Origin of the sequence: Methylobacterium aquaticum, assembly GCF_016804325.1 — a bacterium.
Taxonomy (GTDB): Bacteria; Pseudomonadota; Alphaproteobacteria; order Rhizobiales; family Beijerinckiaceae; genus Methylobacterium; species Methylobacterium aquaticum_C.
The window spans coordinates 2,088,580-2,107,170 of sequence record NZ_CP043627.1; the positions used below are offsets into that span (position 1 = coordinate 2,088,580).

General features: G+C 71.0%; 16 protein-coding genes. 2 read left to right on the top strand and 14 right to left on the bottom strand.

Annotated elements, in window-relative coordinates:
* Positions 1–4: 4 nt before the first annotated feature.
* The 4 genes from pyrE to tesB form a co-directional block, all read right to left on the bottom strand.
* Positions 5–595 (bottom strand): orotate phosphoribosyltransferase, encoded by a 591-nt coding sequence (gene pyrE, locus F1D61_RS09305; RefSeq protein ID WP_203157597.1) that lies wholly within the window; start codon positions 593–595, stop codon positions 5–7.
* 214 nt (positions 596–809) lie between these two features.
* The gene (locus F1D61_RS09310; RefSeq protein ID WP_203157598.1) at positions 810–2,318 is read right to left on the bottom strand and encodes an ammonium transporter; all 1,509 of its coding nucleotides are present in this window, start codon (positions 2,316–2,318) and stop codon (positions 810–812) included.
* 81 nt (positions 2,319–2,399) lie between these two features.
* Entirely contained in the window at positions 2,400–2,738 is a 339-nt protein-coding gene (locus F1D61_RS09315) for a P-II family nitrogen regulator (RefSeq protein WP_048450383.1), read from the bottom strand.
* A 258-nt stretch (positions 2,739–2,996) separates the two neighbouring features.
* Positions 2,997–3,875 (bottom strand): acyl-CoA thioesterase II, encoded by an 879-nt coding sequence (gene tesB / locus F1D61_RS09320; protein ID WP_203157599.1) that lies wholly within the window; start codon positions 3,873–3,875, stop codon positions 2,997–2,999.
* Between the two features lie 127 nt (positions 3,876–4,002).
* Between tesB and F1D61_RS09325 the strand changes: the two genes are divergently transcribed.
* Positions 4,003–5,271 carry an FAD-dependent monooxygenase gene (locus F1D61_RS09325; RefSeq protein ID WP_203157600.1) on the top strand — a complete coding sequence of 423 codons (1,269 nt, stop codon included), beginning with the start codon at positions 4,003–4,005 and terminating at the stop codon, positions 5,269–5,271.
* A 54-nt stretch (positions 5,272–5,325) separates the two neighbouring features.
* On the opposite strand, the gene F1D61_RS09330 is transcribed toward F1D61_RS09325, so the two are convergent.
* The 10 genes from F1D61_RS09330 to F1D61_RS09375 form a co-directional block, all read right to left on the bottom strand.
* Positions 5,326–5,739: a rhodanese-like domain-containing protein gene (locus F1D61_RS09330; protein ID WP_203157601.1), complete on the bottom strand. Its 414-nt coding sequence runs from the start codon at positions 5,737–5,739 to the stop codon at positions 5,326–5,328.
* 68 nt (positions 5,740–5,807) lie between these two features.
* Entirely contained in the window at positions 5,808–7,628 is a 1,821-nt protein-coding gene (locus tag F1D61_RS09335; RefSeq protein ID WP_203157602.1) for a methyl-accepting chemotaxis protein, read from the bottom strand.
* 274 nt (positions 7,629–7,902) lie between these two features.
* Positions 7,903–8,535 carry a response regulator gene (locus F1D61_RS09340; RefSeq protein ID WP_203157603.1) on the bottom strand — a complete coding sequence of 211 codons (633 nt, stop codon included), beginning with the start codon at positions 8,533–8,535 and terminating at the stop codon, positions 7,903–7,905.
* A complete protein-coding gene (locus F1D61_RS09345) occupies positions 8,532–9,881 on the bottom strand; it encodes an ATP-binding protein (protein WP_203158986.1) in 1,350 nt (449 codons plus the stop codon). Before F1D61_RS09345 ends, F1D61_RS09340 begins: the two co-directional genes overlap by 4 nt.
* A gap of 263 nt (positions 9,882–10,144) precedes the next feature.
* Positions 10,145–12,601, bottom strand: a complete 2,457-nt coding sequence (locus F1D61_RS09350; RefSeq protein ID WP_203157604.1) for a TonB-dependent receptor — start codon at positions 12,599–12,601, stop codon at positions 10,145–10,147.
* A 323-nt stretch (positions 12,602–12,924) separates the two neighbouring features.
* A complete protein-coding gene (aat, locus tag F1D61_RS09355; protein WP_203157605.1) occupies positions 12,925–13,587 on the bottom strand; it encodes a leucyl/phenylalanyl-tRNA--protein transferase in 663 nt (220 codons plus the stop codon).
* Between the two features lie 171 nt (positions 13,588–13,758).
* Entirely contained in the window at positions 13,759–14,046 is a 288-nt protein-coding gene (locus tag F1D61_RS09360) for a hypothetical protein (RefSeq protein ID WP_203157606.1), read from the bottom strand.
* A 260-nt stretch (positions 14,047–14,306) separates the two neighbouring features.
* Positions 14,307–15,662, bottom strand: a complete 1,356-nt coding sequence (gene accC, locus F1D61_RS09365) for an acetyl-CoA carboxylase biotin carboxylase subunit (RefSeq protein ID WP_203157607.1) — start codon at positions 15,660–15,662, stop codon at positions 14,307–14,309.
* Positions 15,663–15,762: 100 nt separating this feature from the next.
* On the bottom strand, positions 15,763–16,251 hold the full coding sequence (gene accB, locus F1D61_RS09370) for an acetyl-CoA carboxylase biotin carboxyl carrier protein (RefSeq protein WP_203157608.1): 489 nt from the start codon (positions 16,249–16,251) through the stop codon (positions 15,763–15,765).
* A gap of 168 nt (positions 16,252–16,419) precedes the next feature.
* Complete coding sequence (locus tag F1D61_RS09375) at positions 16,420–17,241, bottom strand: DsbA family protein (RefSeq protein ID WP_203158987.1); 822 nt, start codon at positions 17,239–17,241, stop codon at positions 16,420–16,422.
* 183 nt (positions 17,242–17,424) lie between these two features.
* On the opposite strand from F1D61_RS09375, the gene F1D61_RS09380 reads away from it, so the two are divergent.
* Positions 17,425–18,591 carry a pyridoxal phosphate-dependent aminotransferase gene (locus tag F1D61_RS09380; protein ID WP_203157609.1) on the top strand — a complete coding sequence of 389 codons (1,167 nt, stop codon included), beginning with the start codon at positions 17,425–17,427 and terminating at the stop codon, positions 18,589–18,591.

Consider the following 18,591-nt stretch of genomic DNA (forward strand, 5'->3'; position numbering starts at 1 on the left):
CGGGTCAGGCGCCCGGCAGGGCGCGGCTGCCGGGCTTCACCGCCGGGATCGCGGCAAGCTCCGGCGGCAGCTGGTCGGCCGGGTAGTTCGGGATGTCGAGGGTGACCAGCGCAACCAGCGGCATGCCGAGATCGGCCTTGCCGCCCGAGCGGTCGATCAGGCAGGCGGCGCCCACCACCTCGCCGGGCTCGGAGGTCAGGGCCGCCAGGCACTCGCGCGAGGACAGGCCGGTGGTGACGATGTCCTCGACCATCACCGCGCGGGCGCCCTTCGGGATCTGGAAGCCGCGGCGCAGGGCGAAGGGCTTGCCGGGGTCGCGCTCGACGAAGATCGCCTTGGCGCCGAGCGCCCGGGCGGTCTCGTAGCCCGGCACGATGCCGCCGATCGCCGGCGAGACGACGTAGTCGACCCGGCCGTAGCGCTCCTCGATCCGCTCGGCCAGCGCGCCGCAGACCCGTGCGGTCCGCACCGGATCGGTGAAGATCGCCATCTTCTGCAGGAACACTGCGCTGTGCAGCCCGGAGGAGAGCACGAAATGCCCCTCGAGCAGGGCACCGGCGGAGCGGAATTCGGCGAGGACGTCGTCGGAGGTCATGGTGGCCTTCAGTGGTCGTTGGGGCGTCACTGAATCGGGGCTTGTGGCAGCGCGTCGGTCCAGGTGCAATCCTGTCCGCCGGTGGCTCCCGTTTCCGGCTCCCGCTTCCGGCCCCCTTGCAGCCCAGGAAAAAAGCCCCGGCGCGACCGCACCGGGGCTCATCATCGTCGTCAGGCACGAGCCGGGGCGACGACCGCCCCGGCCCGCGAAGGTCTCAGTAGTTGTAGGCCCGCTCGCCGTGATCGGCGAGGTCGAGGCCCTCGCGCTCCTCGTCCTGCGTCACGCGCAGGCCGACCACCACGTCGACGATCTTGTAGAGGATCGCCGAGCCGACGCCCGACCAGATGATCGTGAAGCCGACCGCCTTGGCCTGGGCCAGGAAGGCCGGGCCGAACTCGTAGGCCGCGGCCACCAGCTCGCCGGGCTTCGCGGCGTAGTCGGGGGCGCCGACGCCGCCGAGAGCCGGGTTGACCAGGATGCCGGTGGCGAGCGCACCCAGGATGCCGCCGACGCAGTGCACGCCGAAGACGTCGAGGGAGTCGTCGTAGCCGAGCGCGTTCTTGACGGTCGAGCACATCACGAAGCAGACGGCGCCGGCGACGAGGCCGAGCACGATGCAGCCCATCGGGCCGGCGAAGCCGCAGGCCGGGGTGACGGCGACGAGGCCGGCGACCGCGCCCGAGAGCATGCCGAGCAGCGAAGGCTTGCCCTTGGCGGCCCACTCGACGAGGAGCCAGGACAGGCCGGCCGCGGCGGTGGCCACGAAGGTGTTGATCATCGCGAGCGCCGCCGAGCCGTTGGCCTCGAGGTTGGAGCCGGCGTTGAAGCCGAACCAGCCGACCCACAGCAGCGAGGCGCCGATCATCGTCATGGTCAGCGAGTGCGGGGCGAGCAGGTCGCGGCCGTAGCCGATGCGCTTGCCGATCATCAGGCAGCCGACGATGCCGGCGATGCCCGCGTTGATGTGCACCACGGTGCCGCCCGCGAAGTCGAGGGCGCCCCACTTGAACAGCATGCCGGCATCGGCATTGACCGCGTCGAGCGCGTCCTGGGCCGCCTTCTTGGAGGCCTCGTCGGTGGCCGCGGCCAGCGCCTTGGCGGCGTTGCCGACCGCGTCCGGGCCGCCCCAGTACCAGACCATGTGGGCCATCGGGAAGTAGATGAAGATCAGCCACAGCAGGCAGAACAGCATCAAGGCCGAGAATTTCATGCGCTCGGCGAAGGCGCCGACGATCAGCGCCGGGGTGATCATCGCGAACGTCATCTGGAAGCAGATGTAGACGTATTCGGGGATGACGACGCCGTTCGAGAAGGTCGCCACGACCGAGTTGGCGTCGACGCCGCGCAGGAACGCCTTCGAGAAGCCGCCGACGAAGTCGTTGAGGCCGCCGCCATTGGTGAAGGCGAGGCTGTAGCCGAAGAACACCCAGACGATGCAGGCGAGGCTGACGATGGCGAAGACCTGGGTCAGCAGCGACAGCATGTTCTTGGTGCGGACGAGGCCGCCGTAGAACAGGGCGAGGCCCGGGATCGACATCATCAGCACCAGCGCGGACGAGATCAGCATCCAGGCGGTGTCGCCCTTGTTGGGCACCGGCGCCGCCGCCGCGGCGGCCGCCGTCGGCGCCTCGACGGTCGGCGTCTGCGCCAGGGACGGCTCCACCAGGAGGAGCGCCAGCGCGGCGCCTCCCAGGCCCAGAGCCAGGACGTTGCGAAGCTTCATGGAAGAGGAACTCCCGATGGGGTCAAGGGCAATGACGGGAAGGGGGCGGCGGGGCACGGGAACCGGCCCCGCCCGCGGGCCTCAGAGGGCGTCGACGTCGGTCTCGCCGGTGCGGATGCGCACGGCCTTCTCGAGCGGCATCACGAAGATCTTGCCGTCGCCGATCTGGCCGGTGCGGGCGGCGGCCGCGATGGTGTCGACGACGTTCGAGACGAGGTCGACGGCGACCGCGACCTCGATCTTGAGCTTGGGCAGGAAGCTGACCGCGTACTCGGCCCCGCGATAGATCTCGGTATGCCCCTTCTGCCGGCCGTAGCCCTTCACTTCGGTCACGGTCAGGCCGTGCACGCCGATGCTGGTGAGGGCATCGCGGACCTCTTCCAGCTTGAACGGCTTGATGATGGCCATGACGATCTTCATGGGACGAGCCCCCTTTCGATTTGGCGTCCGCCCGCCCGCCCGGACGAGCCGGGCGAGGCGTGAACCGGTGCCTCAAGGCGAACCCGTTGGGCTCCGGCGCCGGTCTCGAAAGGCATCAATCAAGGAACGTGCCACGATCGGGCCGCAGACCTACGGACAAGCTGCCCGGTTCCTGGGCCGATTGCGGATATTGAAGCCGCTCCCGGCGGCAATGCCGATGAAATAAGCGGCAATCGCTCAAAATGGCAGCAGGTCGCCTCAGGCCTCCGGCTCGACGGGCACCCGCTTCTCGCGGATCATGCCCTCCTGCGCGACCGAGGCCACGAGGGTGCCGTCGCGGGTGAAGATCAGCCCGCGGGAGAAGCCGCAGCCCCCTGACGCGCTCGGGCTGTCCTGGGCGTAGAGCAACCACTCGTCGGCCCGGAACGGCCGGTGGAACCACAGGGCGTGGTCGAGGCTCGCGGGCTGGATCTCGCTCTCGAACACCGTGCGGCCGTGGGGGCCGAGCGAGGTGTCGAGCAGCGTCATGTCGGAGGCGTAGGCGAGCACCGCCCGGTGGATCGCCGGATCGTCCGGCAGGGGCGAGGTCGCCCGGATCCAGACGTGGAACCGCGCCGGGCCCGGCTCGCGCGAGGCGTAGCGGGACAGCTCGACCGGGCGCAGCTCGATCGGCCGCTCACGCTCGAAATAGGCCCGCACCGGCTCGGGCATCCGCGGCAGCATCGAGGCCTTGAGCGCGCCCTCGCCCGGCAGGTCCTCGGGCATCGGCACCGCCGGCATCGTGGCCTGGTGGTCGAAGCCCGGCTCCTCGACGTGGTAGGAGGCCGACATCGAGAAGATCGGCCGCCCGTGCTGGATCGCCACCACCCGCCGCGTGGTGAAGCTGCGGCCGTCGCGGATGCGGTCGACCTCGTAGACGATCGGCACCCTGGGGTCGCCGCCGAGCAGGAAATAGGCGTGGAGCGAGTGCGGCCGGCGTTCCGGCGGCACCGTCCGGGTCGCGGCGACCAGCGCCTGGCCGATCACCTGGCCGCCGAAGACCCGCTGCCAGCGATCCTTCGGCGAGCGACCCCGGAAGAGGTTCTGCTCCAGCGGCTCCAGGTCGAGGATGTCGAGGAGGTCGGCGACCGCGCGCAAGGGACGAGTTCCGGGCTGGTGGAGGGGCGCGTAGCTGACGCAGGCCGATGCGCGCCGTCAAGCGACGCCAAGCGCCTGCACTATGCTATGAGCCGTGCCCAACGGACGAGCAGCGGGCGATCACGAGATGGCGCAGGGTGACGGCGTGAGCGGGTTGCGGGGATCGGCGCGGGAGATCGTGATCGCGGGCGGAGGCTTGCCGGGGCTGGCCCTGGCGCTCGCCCTGCGCCAGGGCCTGGGCCAGGCCGTGCGGGTCACGGTCTGCGATCCGGCCTTCGGCCGCGCGGATCCTCCGCGGGACCTGCGTGCCTACGCGGTGGCGGCGGCGGCCCGGCGGATGCTGGAACGCCTCGGCGTGTGGGACGCGGTGCTCCCCAGCGCCCAGCCGATCCGCGAGATGGTCATCACCGACAGCCGCCTCGCCGACCCGGTGCGGCCGACCTTCCTGACCTTCGAGGGCGAGGTGGCGGAGGGCGAGCCCTTCGCCCACATGATCGAGGGCGGCGGCCTGCTCGCGGCGTTGCGTGACGCCGCCGTCGCCGCGGGCGTGGTGCTGGAGGCAAGCCCCGTTGCGGCCGCCGTGCCGGAGACCGACACGATCACCGCGCGCCTGCCGGACGGCCGGACGATCCGGGCCGACCTCGTCGTGGCGGCGGACGGTGCCCGCTCGCGCCTGCGCGAGGCCGCGGGCATCGGCTGGGTCGGCTGGTCCTATCCGCAATCGGGCATCGTCGCCACGGTGGCGCATGAGCGCGACCACGAGGGGAGGGCGATCGAGCACTTCCTGCCCTCCGGCCCCTTCGCGGTGCTGCCGCTTCCCCCCGGGGGATCGCTCGGGCATCGCTCCTCGATCGTCTGGACCGAGCGGCAGGCGGACGTGGCCGCTCTCCTCGGCGGCGGGCCCGAGGAGGCCCTGCTGGAGGTCGAGCGGCGCTTCGGCCTGGGCCTCGGCCGCCTCGCCCTCGAATCGCCGCTCCGGGCCTATCCGCTCTCCTTCGGCATCGCCCGGCGCTTCGGTGCCCGGCGCCTGCTGCTGCTGGGCGACGCCGCCCACGTCATCCACCCTATCGCCGGCCAGGGCCTGAATCTGGGCCTGCGCAGCGCCGCCGCCCTGGCGGAGGCGCTCGCCGATACGATGCGCCTCGGCCTCGATCCGGGCGGGCCGGAGGCGCTGGAGACCTACGAGCGCGGCCGGCGCTTCGACACGCTGGCGATGGGGGCTGCCACCGATGGCCTCAACCGCCTGTTCTCCAACGATGCCCTGCCGGTCCGCCTCGCCCGCGACCTCGGCCTCGGCCTGGTCGACCGCCTTCCGGGCTTGAAGCGGCTGTTCATCCGCGAGGCCGCGGGCTTGCGGGGCCGGCAGCCGCGGCTGATGCGGGGCGAGGCGCTGTAGGGCCGTCATACGACGTCCGGAAGGACTCCCACCGGACTTCGTATCGGCCGGCTGTCACTTCGCGAGAGGCAGGCTGAGCTTGTTCCACTCTTCCATGCCGAGGGCGTAGTAGTAGACCTGGCTGTAGCCGAGGCCGATCGCGGTCTCGGTCGCCTTCGCGGCCCGGCCACATTTCGTGCCGTTGCAGTAGAACAGGACCGGCGCGGCCTTCGTCTTGACGATTCCGCCGAGGGCGTCCGCGGTCACGTCGGTGTCGAGCAGGCGGACGGCGCCGTCGAGATGGCCTGCATTGAAGTCCTCGGCGCGACGGGTGTCGATGATCGCGAGATCCGGCTTGGCCTCGACGAGCGCCAGGATCTTCTGGGCGTCGACGGTGGTGGCGCCCGATACCTGCAAGGGGGCGTCGGCATAGGCCGGCAGGGCGGCGCAGAGGAGCAGGCCGAGAAAGGCGAGGCGGCGGGTCGTCATCGGAAACTCCATGGGCGGCGTGGCAGAGGGGGGATGGGCCGAGCGGGGATCGCGGTGCAGGGGAAGCGTCACGCCGACTTGAGGCGCAGGACGAGGTCGCCGACCTCGCGGTCGAGGGTCGTCATCGCGCCCGTGAGATCGTGCATCGAGGCCAGGGAGGTGCGGGAGCCGTGATCGAAGGCCTCGATCGTCCGGCCGAGGCCCGCGATGTTGCCGGACAGGCCGCGGCTCGCCGCCAGCGCGTCCTCGGCGCTGCGGGTGATCTGGGCGATCACCTCGCCCTGCTCGTCGAACGCGGCCGCGATGCTGCGGAAGGTGCCGTCGACCTCGCCGATCGCGGCCGCGACCTCGCCGATCGCGGTCACCGCGGCCCCGGTCCCCTCCTGGATCGCACCGATGCGCCCGACGATGTCCTCGGCGGCGCGACCGGTCTGGCTCGCCAGTGCCTTCACCTCGGCGGCCACCACCGCGAAGCCGCGGCCGGCCTCCCCGGCCCGGGCCGCCTCGATCGTGGCGTTGAGCGCCAGCAGGTTGGTCTGCTGCGAGATCGCCCCGATCAGGCGAACGACCTGACCGATCTCCCCGCTCGCCCGCTCCAGCTGCCCGATCCGGTCACGGGCCTGCTCCGTCAGCGCGACCACGTCGCCGGTACGGTCGGCCGCCGCGGCGGACTTGTCGGCGATCAGGCCGATCGAAGTGCGGAATTGCTCGCCGGCTGCCGCGACCGCCCGCGCCGTGGCCAGGGACGAGGCGCACAGGTTTTCCGCGTCGCCGGCCTCGGCCCGGGCCCGGTCCGATTGCTCCGCCAGCCGGGCGCATTCCGCTGCGACCGCCTCCGCGCTGCGGGCGCATTCCCCCGTGGCTCGGCGCACGCTGGTTTCGATCGTGCCGGCCAGGGACTGCATCTCGGCCTCGCGCTCCTGGGCGCGGAGGATCTCCGCCTTCCGCTCCCGCTCGATCCGCGCCGACGCATCCCGGTCGCGCTCCTGCTGGGTGGCCTGCTGGGCCTCCGTCGCACCCTCGCGGGCCGCGACCCGGACCAGCATCAGGATCGCCGCTCCGGTGAGCAGGGCGACGAGGCCGCATACGCCGCCGAAGATCGCGAAGGTGCGGGTCGCGATGGCATCCAGTTGCCCCTGGAGGCCGCTGGTATCCGCGCGAGCCCGGATGGTGGCGACCACGGCGCCGTCCGGCCCCTTGGCAACGAGGTCGTGGATCGTCTGGCCCGGTGCGCTCGCGGCCCCACCGCTTGCCGAAAGGAGCGTCTCACCCGACAGGCTGGTGACGTCGAGGGCCATGCCGACTGCCGTCTCGAGGCCCGCAAAGGCCGGCATCGGGTCGGTGTGCAGCATCGCGTAGCCAGCGAGCCGCAGGCCGCCGATCGGCACCGACACCGTCAGGCGCGGGCGCCCGTCGTCGAGCCAGACCGTTCGCAGAACCTGGAAGCGGTCGCGCCCCTCGCGTTTCGCCACGGCTTCGGCGAGGCTGGCGGGCACCGCAGAAGGCCGCTCCGCCCAGCGCTCGGCGATCCTGGCGCCTTTTGCGTCGACCAGGGTCAGCCCGAGCAGGACGACCTTGCCGCTCGACACCGCGCCGCGCGACCATTCGGCGGCCAGACGATCGGGCGTCCCCGCCTTTTCGGCGACGATCGCGCGCGCAGTCTCGCCCTGGGCGATCTCGCGGGCGGTATCGGTCACCGCGGCGCCGTAGCCGTCCCAGACGTCGCTGCGGATCTGGGCGTCGAGGATCGACTGGCTTTGGTGCCGGTGGAACGAGAAGAACTCCGCCTCGTAGAGCCGCGACATCCGGCTCCCGGTCACCGCCGCCGTCACCAGGATGACGAGGTTCGCGGCAACGCTCGCAGCTGCGATCTTGCTGATCAGTTTCAAAGCCGCCTGCCGGAAGGGAACAATCTGCACGGCGGTCGTTAAACGAAATGTCTAACTATTCGTGAAAATCGCTGACGGTCGGATGAGGCCTGCGGGGTACCATCCGTCAAGCAGGTCACGGTGGTCCGACGTCCGACGGCTCTGCCGACGGTCGTGCCCCGGCGATCGGACGAATGGGCGGCTGCCATGGACGGGTGCGCGCTATCGACGCGAACTCGTCTTGCCGTCGCCCGGGCGTGAGCCGCCGCGACCGAACTGCCCCGAACCCGAAGCCTCACCGCAGGTCGGTCACGTGCCGCACCGCAAAATGCGTCAGCTCGGTCAGCGTCGCCACGCCGAGGCGCTGGCGCAGGGCCGCGCAGGAATTGGTCACGGTCTTGTAGCTGACCGACAGATCCTCGGCGATCGCCGCGTAGCCCCGTCCCTCCGCCAGCAGGGCCAGGATACGGCGCTCGCGGGCGGTGAGCGTACCCAGCAGGGAGCGGCGCGGATCGGCCTGGAGCAGGGCGACCTCGGTGGCGAGCCGTCCGTCGAGATAGGGCCGCCCGATCCGGACCTGCTCGTAGGCCCGCACCAGGTCGCCGGCCGGCGCGTCCTTGAGCACGTAGCCGATGGCGCCTGCGGCGAGCGCGCGGGCGACGATCGCCGGGTCGGCATGCATGCTGAACACCAGCACGCGGGTGGCCGGCACCCGCTTGCGCACCCGGCCGACCAGCGCGAGGCCGGCGAGTTCCCGGCCCGGGAACGTCAGGTCGATCACCGCCACCCCGGGCCGGTGGCGCAGGATCGCGCGGTAGCCGCGGGGCAGGCAGGCGGCCCCCCATACCTCGGCGCCCGCATCCTCGAGCAGGCGCCGGGCACCCTGGAGCACGATCGGGTGATCGTCGACGATGACGACGCGGGTCACGCGGCCTCCTCCTCGGGCGTTCCGGCCGGGAGCACGATCCGCAGGGAGGTGCCGGGCTCGCGCGGCACCAGCGCGAGGCGGCCGCCCAACGCCTCGACCCGCTCGCGCATCCCGGCAAGCCCGCGTCCCTCGCCCTCGCCGTCTCGCTCGGCCTGATCCGCCGCCACGCCGCTCCCGTCGTCGTCGACGGCAAGGCGCAGGCTGCCCTCCCGCCCGGCGACCGCCACCGTCACCCGCGACGCCCCGGCATGGCGCAGCGCGTTGGTCAGCCCCTCCTGCACGCAGCGATACACGGTCAGGTCGACGAGGTCGCCGTAGCCGGACTCGAGGTGCTCGAAGCGGCCCTCGATCGCGACCTCGGGATGGTGCCGCGCCGTCTCGCGCACCAGGAGCTCGAGGCAGCGGGCGAGCGGCACCTGGCCGAGGCCGGCCGGGCGCAGGCGGTTGAGGAGCGCCCGGTTGATGGTCTGGACCCGCGTGACGATCGCCGCGATGTCGTCGGTGCGCTGGGTCAGGCGGCTGCGGGCCGGCTCGTCGAGGGTTGCGGCGATGCGGGCGATCGAGGAGGAATTGGCCTCCATGGCGAACAGGCACGGGCCGAACTCGTCGTGGAGTTCGAGCGCGGTGCGCCGGCGCTCGTCCTCCTCGGCGGTCATGACGCGGCGATGGAGCCGGAGGTTGGCCGCCCGCGCCGCGCCGAGCACTCCGGCGAGGCGGTTGAACCTCGTCGCGATCACCGCGAGCTCGCGGGTGTCGGGCCGGTCGACCCGGGCGTCGTAATCCTGCTGCTCCAGCCGGGTCAGGCCGGCGGCGAGCTGGGCGAGCGGGCTCAGGATCCGGCCGAAGGCGACATGGAGGATCGCCAGCATGGCGAGGCTCAGGGCGAGGCCGGTGAGGCCGAGCGCCAGGGCGTAGCCCCAGACCTCGTCGATCTCGTCCGAGGGCTCGGCGGTGACCAGCGCGGTGCCGATGCGGGCGCCGCGCAGCACCAGCGGCACCTCGTGGGTTTGTGCCGGCGGGGCAATCAGGGCGGCGAACCAGTGCGGCGCCCGCCGCGTGCCCTCCCGCCGCGGGCCGGCGGCCACCGGCTGGCTCGCGGCGTCGAGCAGGGTCACCCGGACGTGGCGCAGGCCCTGGAAGCGGTAGGACAGGGTGCGGAACAGGCCCGGGAGCGGCGCATCCTGCAGCGCCTGCAGGGTCTCGGCCACCAGCGGCTCGACCACCGCCAGCGAGGCCGCGGTCTCGACCTCGGTGGCGGTGCGCGCCTTGTGGATGATGACCGCGCCCGAGATCGCCGCCGCCACCAGATTGATGAGGACGACGACCACCATCAGCCGCGCCCGCATCGGGCGGCCGGACCAGAGGGCGGGCAGGAGCCGGCGGGCGGCGGGCTCGGCAGCGGGGGGCGGGGTCGGGCGCAACGGGCTCTCGGGGGAGCGGGGGAAAGCCGCGATGCGGCAGGCTGCGGGCGACCGGAAAAGCGCAGAACCCCCTCTCCCACCCGGGAGAGGGGATCCCGCGCCATCCGGTCCCGAAGGTGTCGACGGACGGGCTCGGCGCGACACGAACCCCGCCGCGGGCCCGTGTCAACCGGCGGCCGGGGAGCCGCCTACCAGGTCATCCGCACGCCGCCATAGACCGAGAGCGGCTGCACCAGGGTGGTCGTCCGCGGGTCGTTCAGCACGTAGCGGCCGGCGAAGTCGTCGCTGCGCTCCAGGAAGGTGCCGAAATTGGCGTAGCGGTTGTTGAACAGGTTGGTCACCAGGCCGAAGACCTGCACGGTCGGCGTCAGCTGGAAGCTGGTGTTCAGGTTGGCGGTGAAGTAGGCCGGCAGCTTGCGGTTGATGTTCGACTCGTCGCCGCGGAAATAGGACGAGGAGAACGCCTGCATGTTCATGCCGAAGCGCCATTGCGGCGTGATGGCGTAGTCGAAGCCGGCCTTGATCTGGTGGTCGGGCACCAGCGGCAGCTTGTTGCCCGGGCGCACCGAGATGAGGCCGTCCTCGGCGAGCGGGTTGTTGGGCGAGGACAGGTCGCCGCGGAACTGGAAGGTGGCGTCGATCAGCGCGTAGTTGGCGTAGAGGCTCAGGCGTCCGGTGGTGTACTCGGCCGCGACCTCGATGCCCTGGCGCTGCGTCGCCGGCACGTTCACGAAGTAGCCGCGCGCCGCGTTGCCCGGCACCGCGACCTGGAGGATGTCGTTGGTCAGGTCGGTGCGGAAGGCGCCGAGCTTGTAGGTGAGCAGGCCGCCCTCGTAGAAGTTCGGCACCGAGCCGCGGATGCCGACCTCGTAGGTGCGGGCCTCAACCTGGCGGAGCGGCGGGTCGGCGACCAGCGAGTTCGGCAGCAGGCAGGGCCGGTTCGGGTTGGCGCAGGCGAGTTCGAGCGGCGTTGGCGCCCGGTTCGACTCGGAATAGCCGCCATAGACGCTCAGCCAGTCGTAGACCCGGTAGGTCAGGCCGGCGACAGGGTTGATGCGGCTGAAGTAGTGGGTGCCGGTGACGTCGGGCGAGAAGCCGGTCAGGTCCTGGGTCGAGATCCGGGCGAAGTTCAGCCGGGCGCCGGCGGTGAGCGACAGCCGGTCGGTGACGTCGAACGTGTCGAGGGCGTAGAGGCCCATATAGAGGTTCGAGCCGGTGACCGAGCTCGGCGCGATGCCGAGGGCGCCGGCGGTGCGGATCGGCCCGATGCCGAGGCCCGGGATGTTGCCGTAGGTCGGGTTGTTCGGGTTCGTCGTGACGCTCAGGTCGGGATTGATGACGCCGAGCGTGCTGCCCGACTTGAACCCGTAGCTCGCGACGTCGATGCTGCCGCCGACGATGAAGGTGTTCGGGCGGTCGAAGATCCGGTCGCGGTTGGTGGCCTGGAGCGAGCCGCCATAGCCCGTCGCCTCGGTCCGCACGGTGTCGACCGTGCCGTAGGGGATGCCGGCCCGGAACGGGATCTGCTGGTTGCGGGGACCCAGGATCAGGAACTGGTTGCGGAACTGCGCCTGGGTCTGGCCCGGCGCGGCCGAGAAGCCGTCATCCTCGAAGCAGAGGTTGCCGCGGAAGTTCGAGCGCGACGAGCAATTCTCGAAGTTGCCGTCGTTGCCGTCGATCACATACTGGCTGAAGCGGCGGACATAGGCGTTGCCCGACAGGTCCCAGGTCGGCGACACGTTGACCTTGCCGGTGACCTGGATCTGGCCGACCGCGGTGTCGATCGATTGCGGATAGGTGAAGATCGCCCGCTCGTTGTCGCGGGTGAAGTCGACCGGCGCGGCGGCGGCGGCGCCGAAATAGGTCTTGGCGCCCGAGGCGATGATGTGGAACTCGGAATCGAGGGAGCGGTGGCCGATATCGGCGTAGACTCGGCCGATCTCCGAGGGCGACTGGTAGCGCCAGCCGGCATCGCGCAGCCCCTCGCCGGCGAAGTAGAAGCTCCAGGGGCCGATCACCTCGCCGTATTGCAGGGTGCCGAGGATGCGGCCGTCGGAGCCGCCCATCACCGAGACTTCCTTGCCCTGCCAGGTGAAGCCGTTCTTCATCTCGATGTTGACCGCGCCGCCGAGCGCGTTGAGACCGAAGATCGGGTTGCCGGTGACGATGTCGATGCGGTTGATCGCGACCTGGGGAATCAGGTCCCAGTTCACCACGTCGCCGAAGGCCTCGTTGATGCGGGTGCCGTTCTGGTAGACGGCCAGCCCCTGCGGCGCGCCGAGCAGCGGCGAGGCGTCGAAGCCGCGATAGGTCAGGGTCTGGCGGAAGCTGTTGCCCTGGCCGTCGGACAGGTTCACGCCGGGCGTCGTGCGGGCGAGCGTGAAGGTCGGGTCGAGGGTGGCGCGGTCCTGTTCGAGCTTCTTCGCCGTCACGGTCTCGACGGTGAACGGCACCTTGGCCAGCGGCAGGGCGCCGCCGTCGATCCGCTCGCCGGTGCTGCGGGTGCCGCCCGCGCCGCCGACCGGCGTCACCGGCACGACGTCGATCGTCTCGAGGGCGATGGTGCCCTGCGCGCCCGCCGGCGCGATCAGCGCGGCCGAGACCAGAGCGGTCGTGACCAGAAGTCCCCAGCGCGACGCCACCATGGCCGTAACACTCCCCGAACCCGAATCGTCTGTGCGGCGCCGCACGGCACTGCGAAGTTCAGGAGAGATAGCGAGCTTCACCGTTCCGCCGCAATCCCGGCGAAGGTCACAGGGCGCTCTCAGGAAGTATCGCGGCAGGATCGGCGTACGAACCGCGACCACAGTGACGAGGCTGCAACATTCCGGCGGCGTGCGAACGTGGCGGAAGGGTCGGGGTGGCAATTGCGATTGCCGAATTTTCCTGGATGCTCGACTTGGCTATGGCTTCGACTTGGGTGGTCGGCTTCGACTTGGGTGGCCAGAGCGGAAGCCGTCGCTCCGGCTCAGGGCCCGAGCAGGGCCGCGACCGCCTCCGGCCCGGTGAGGGCGGCGCTGTCCCATTGCGCCGGCCGGTCGATCGCGTCGCGCAGCATCGTCTTGTAGACGTGGCGCGGCACCTCCTCGGCGCCGAACTGGGAGAGGTGGCTGGTGACGAACTGCGCGTCGAGCAGGGTGTAGCCGCCGCGCTTCAGCCGGGCGGCGAGATGGACGAGCGCCACCTTCGAGGCGTCCCGGGCGAGGTGGAACATGCTCTCGCCGAAGAAGGCCGCGCCGAGGGAGACGCCGTAGAGGCCGCCGACCAGGGTCCGCGGCTCGCCGGCATAGACCTCGACGGTGTGGCAATGGCCGAGATCGAACAATTCGCCGTAGAGGGCGCGGATGCGGGCATTGATCCAGGTGCGGTCGCTGTCGCGGCGCGGCGCGGCGCAGCCCTCGATCACCGCGTCGAAATCGCGGTCGGTCACCACCTCGAAGTCGCCGTTGCGCACCGTGCGGGCGAGGCGGCTCCCGAGGTGGAACCGGTCGAGGGGCAGGATGCCCCGCTCCTTCGGCTCGACCCAGTACAGGGTCGGGTCGTCCGCATCCTCCGCCATCGGGAAGATGCCGGCCGCATAGGCCTTGAGCAGGATCTCGGCGGTGATCTCGACGTTCAGGCTGCCGTGCATCGACCAGGGTTCCGGGCGCGAGCCGAGGGCGCGGGGGTGCCATTCTCCCTCATGGCCGGGCCGAGGCAAAGAGTGGGGGCGGGCGGCCGACGGACGAAAAACGGCCCGCGGCCGTGAGCCGCGGACCGTTCGTCGTGGGAGCGGGACGACCGTCGCCGCCCGTGTCGCTCGTTACGGGCGCACGAGCGGACCGCCCGAGGTGTTGCCGAGATTCGGGTTCATCCGCTCCGGCATCGCCGCGTTGCCGCCCGTCGCCGGGTCGATGTCGGTCGCCAGGGTGCTGGTGCCGACGCCGCCGACGCGGGCCGGGCGGTAGGGATTCGCCACGCTGCCGGTGGAGAGCGGGTCGATGATCGAGGCGGCCGGGTTCGGCAGGACCGGGCCCTGATAGGCCGGCGCCTGGGCGAGGGCGGGGGTAGCCAGCAGGGCAGCCATGGCGGCGAGCTTGATGACGCGCATCGTCGGTCTCTTTCGAATGTCGGATTGTGACGAGACGGCCTCGACTGAGGTGGGTCCCCGACTAACGCAGGGATCGTCTCGGTCGTGTCGGCCGTTCTTGGCGGGAAAACTGACGAAACGTCATGGCGTTCCGCGCTGCCGCAAAAATCTTGCGCGCCCAAGAAGCTCGCGCGTCATCGATTGCTGCGATGCCGCAGCCGGGCACGAAAAAGGGGCGCCTCGCGGCGCCCCTGTCGATGGTCCGATCCCGTCTGCCGCCCTCAGGCGATCTCAAGCCCGCCGGTCTTGAGGAATTCCTCGAGCCAGTGGATGTCGTAGAGGCCGTTCTGGATGTCGGCGTTGCGCACCAGGGTGCGGAACAGCGGCAGCGTCGTGTCGACGCCGGCGACTACGAACTCGTCCAGCGCCCGGCGCAGGCGCATCAGGCACTCGTTGCGGGTGCGGCCGTGGACGATGAGCTTGCCCATCAGCGAATCGTAGTGCGGCGGGATGCGGTAGCCCTGGAAGGCGGCCGAATCGACCCGCACGCCGAGGCCCCCGGGCGGGTGGAAATAGGTGATCGTGCCCGGCGAGGGCCGGAAGGTCGCCGGATGCTCGGCGTTGATCCGGCACTCGATGGCGTGGCCCTCGACCCGCACGTCCTCCTGGCGCACCGACAGGGGCGCGCCCGCCGCCACCCGGATCTGCTCGTTGACGAGGTCGATCCCGGTGATCATCTCGGTAACGGGATGCTCCACCTGAATACGAGTGTTCATCTCGATGAAGTAGAACTGCCCGTCCTCGTAGAGGAACTCGATCGTGCCGGCGCCGAGATAGCCGAGTTCCTGCATCGCCCGGGCGACCGTGCCGCCGATCTGCTCGCGCATCTCGGCGTTCAGCGCCGGGGAGGGGCCTTCCTCCCACACCTTCTGGTGCCGGCGCTGGAGCGAGCAATCGCGCTCGGCGAGGTGGATGGCGTTGCCGCGGCCGTCGCCGAGCACCTGCACCTCGATGTGGCGCGGCTTCTCGAGATACTTCTCGATGTAGACCGCGTCGTCGCCGAAGGCCGCCTTGGCTTCGGTGCGGGCGGTCATCAAGGCGTTCTCGATGTCGGCCTCGCTGCGGGCGACCTTCATGCCGCGGCCGCCGCCGCCGGAGGCCGCCTTGATCAGCACCGGGTAGCCGATATCGGCGGCGATGCGCTTGGCCTCGTCGGTGTCGGTGACGCCGCCCTCGGAGCCCGGCACGCAGGGGATGCCGAGGCGCTTGGCGGTGCGCTTGGCCTCGATCTTGTCGCCCATGATCCGGATGTGCTCGGCCTTCGGGCCGATGAAGCCGATGCCGTGGTGGTTGAGCACCTCGGCGAAGCGCGCATTCTCCGACAGGAAGCCGTAGCCCGGATGCACCGCGTCGGCGCCGGTGATCTCGCAGGCGGCGATGATCGACGGGATGTTGAGGTAGCTGTCGCGGGCCGGCGGCGGGCCGATGCACACGCTCTCGTCGGCGAGGCGCACGTGCATGGCGTCGGCATCGGCGGTGGAATGCACCGCCACCGTCGCGATGCCGAGCTCCTTGGCGGCCCGCAGGATCCGGAGCGCGATCTCGCCCCGGTTCGCGATCAGGATCTTGTCGAACATGGGGGCCCGAGCAGGTTTCGCAACAATGGCCGCCGGTTTTGCGATCAAAACCTGCGGCAGACCAGAAAACGAAGCGGACGACGCGCCGTCCGCTGAGCGATTACTCGATCAGGAGGAGCGGCTCGCCGAACTCGACCGGCTGACCGTCCTCGATGAAGATTGCCGTCACGGTGCCGGCGCGCGGCGCCACGATGTCGTTGAAGGTCTTCATCGCCTCGACGAGCAGCACCCGGGCGCCGCTCTCGACCCGCGAGCCGACCTCGACGAAGGTCTTCGCCTCCGGCGACGGCTTGCGGTAGGCGGTGCCGACCATCGGCGAGAGCACCGCGCCCGGATGGGCGGCGAGCGCCTTCGGGTCGGATTCGGCGGTGAGGGCCGGGGCGGCGGCGGGGATCGCGGCGGCAGGCAGCGCCGGGGCGACGGCGGCCACCGGAACCTGCACCTGCTGCACGATGCGCTCGCGGGCGACGCGGATGCGCAGGTCGCCCTTCTCGACCTCGATCTCGCTGAGATCGGTCTCGGCGATCAGGGTCGCGAGCTCGCGGACGAGCTCGGGGTCGAAGGGATCATGCTTGTTGTTGGAGGGCACGGGCGGGTCTTCGACAATCGTGATGAGGGCGGGGCAGGCCCACCGGGGCGACGCGCGGACGACGCGGGGGCGTCGGGATGTCCGGCGGGCGATCGGCGGGCCTCATAGACCATGCGGCCGGCGCGCGATAGTGGCGCCGGCGCGACGGGCAAGCGGGAAGGCTCGGCGTCAGCAGGTGGCGTGGCCGCACTGACGCACGCCGGCCACCGTCTTGCGGATCGGCTCGACGCCGACGGCGCCCGGGATGATCTCGTCGCCGATGATGAAGGCCGGGGTGCCCGACAGGCCGAGCTTGTCGCCCAGGCCCACATTCTCCTGCAGGGCCGCCTGGATGTCGGGGGCCTGCATGTCCTTCTGGAGCTTGGCGACGTCGAGGCCCATTTCCTTCGCCACCGCGATCGCCCGCTCGCCGTTCACCCGGCCGCGGCTCTCGAGCAGGCGGGTGTGGTAGTCGAACAGCTTGTCGCCCTTGAGCTGCTGCTTGGCGGCGAGCGCGACCTTGCTGGCCTCGAGCGAATCGGGCCCGAGCACGGGGAAGTCGCGCAGGACCACCTTCAGCTTCGGGTCGCCCTTGATCAGGGTCTGGAGGTCGGCGAGCGCCCGCTTGCAGTAGCCGCAATTGTAATCGAAGAACTCGACCACCGTGACGTCGCCGTTCGGGTTGCCGGCGACGAAGCCGTGCGGCGAGTTGTGCAGGGTGTCGCGGGTTTCCTTCAGGGCGCTGGCCTGGGCGACCTTCTGGGCCTCCTGCTGGCGCTTCTCCAGCTCGGCCATCGCCTCCTGGAGGATTTCCGGGTTCTTCATCAGGTAGTCGCGCACCACGGTCTCGATCGCCTGGCGCTGGGCATCGCCCATCGGGGTCGCCGCTGCAGGGGCGGCCGGCGCGGGCGCTGCCGGGGTGGTGGTCGGCGACTGCGCCTGCGTCGGGGCAACCGCGGCGACGAGGCCCGCGAGGGCGAGGGCGGGCAGAAGGCGGGGCAGGGGCAGCATCGTCGTCCTCATCGGGGTCGTCCACCGTCGGTGGCGCACAATCCTGGCGCGCTTCGTGGCCTGCGGGTTAGGCGGTTTCGCGGCGGCCTTGTCAAATCACGCTTGGTGCGGGCCGCGGGGCGCAATCTCCGGCAAACCCCGCTATGTGCGGGGGCGCACCCGTACCATGTTCCAAGGTCCGTCATGTCCGATCCCGCTTCTCTCGTCTCCCGCCGCGCCGCCCGCGTCGCGCCCTTCCTGGCGATGGACGTGCTCGCCGCCGCGGCCCGGCGCGAGCGGCAGGGCGACAGCGTGGTCCACATGGAGGTCGGCCAGCCCTCGGCCCCGGCGCCGCGATCCGCCATCGCGGCGGCGCAAGCGGCGCTGGTCTCGGGCCGCATCCCCTATACCGAGGCGCTCGGCATCGCCCCCCTGCGCGAGCGCATCGCCCGCCACTACGCCGAGGCCTACGGGGTCGCGGTGGCGCCGGAGCGGGTCGTCGTCACCACCGGCTCCTCGGCGGGCTTCGTGCTCGCTTTTCTCAGCCTGTTCGATGCCGGCGGGCGCGTCGCCATCGCCGCACCCGGCTACCCGGCCTATCGCTCGGTGCTCCAGGCCGTGGACCTCGAACCGGTGGGCCTGACCCTGCGGGCCGAGGACGGCTTCGTGCCGACGGCCGCTAGCCTTCGGGCCGCCCACGCCGTCTCGCCGCTTTCCGGGTTGCTGGTGATGAGCCCGGCCAACCCGTCGGGCACGATGATCGACGAGGCGGGTCTTCGGTCCCTGGCTCAGGCCTGCCGCGAGATGAACCTGCGCTTCATCTCGGACGAGATCTATCACGGCCTGACCTACGGCCAGCCTGCCGCGACCGCGCTCGCCGTCGATCCGGACGCGGTCGTGATCAACTCGTTCTCGAAATACTATTGCATGACCGGCTGGCGCATCGGCTGGATGGTGGTGCCGGACGCCCTGGTGCGGCCGATCGAGCGGCTGGCGCAGAACCTCTACATCTCGGCGCCCTACCTGTCGCAGGTCGCGGCTCTGGCCGCCTTCGACGCCACCGAGGAGCTGGAAGGGGTGAAGGCCGACTACGCCCGGGCCCGGGCGCTGCTGCTGAACGAGTTGCCGGCGATCGGCCTCGGCGACGTGCATCCGGCCGACGGCGCCTTCTACCTCTATGCCGACGTCGCCCGGCTCACCAACGACTCGATCGGCTTCTGCCGCCGCATGCTCGACGAGGCCGGCGTCGCGGCGACGCCCGGCCTCGATTTCGACCCGGAGGCCGGCGCCCACCATCTGCGCCTGTCCTTCGCCGGCGGCGAGGCCCAGGCGCAGGAGGCGGTGCGGCGGCTCAAGGGCTGGCTTCGTTGA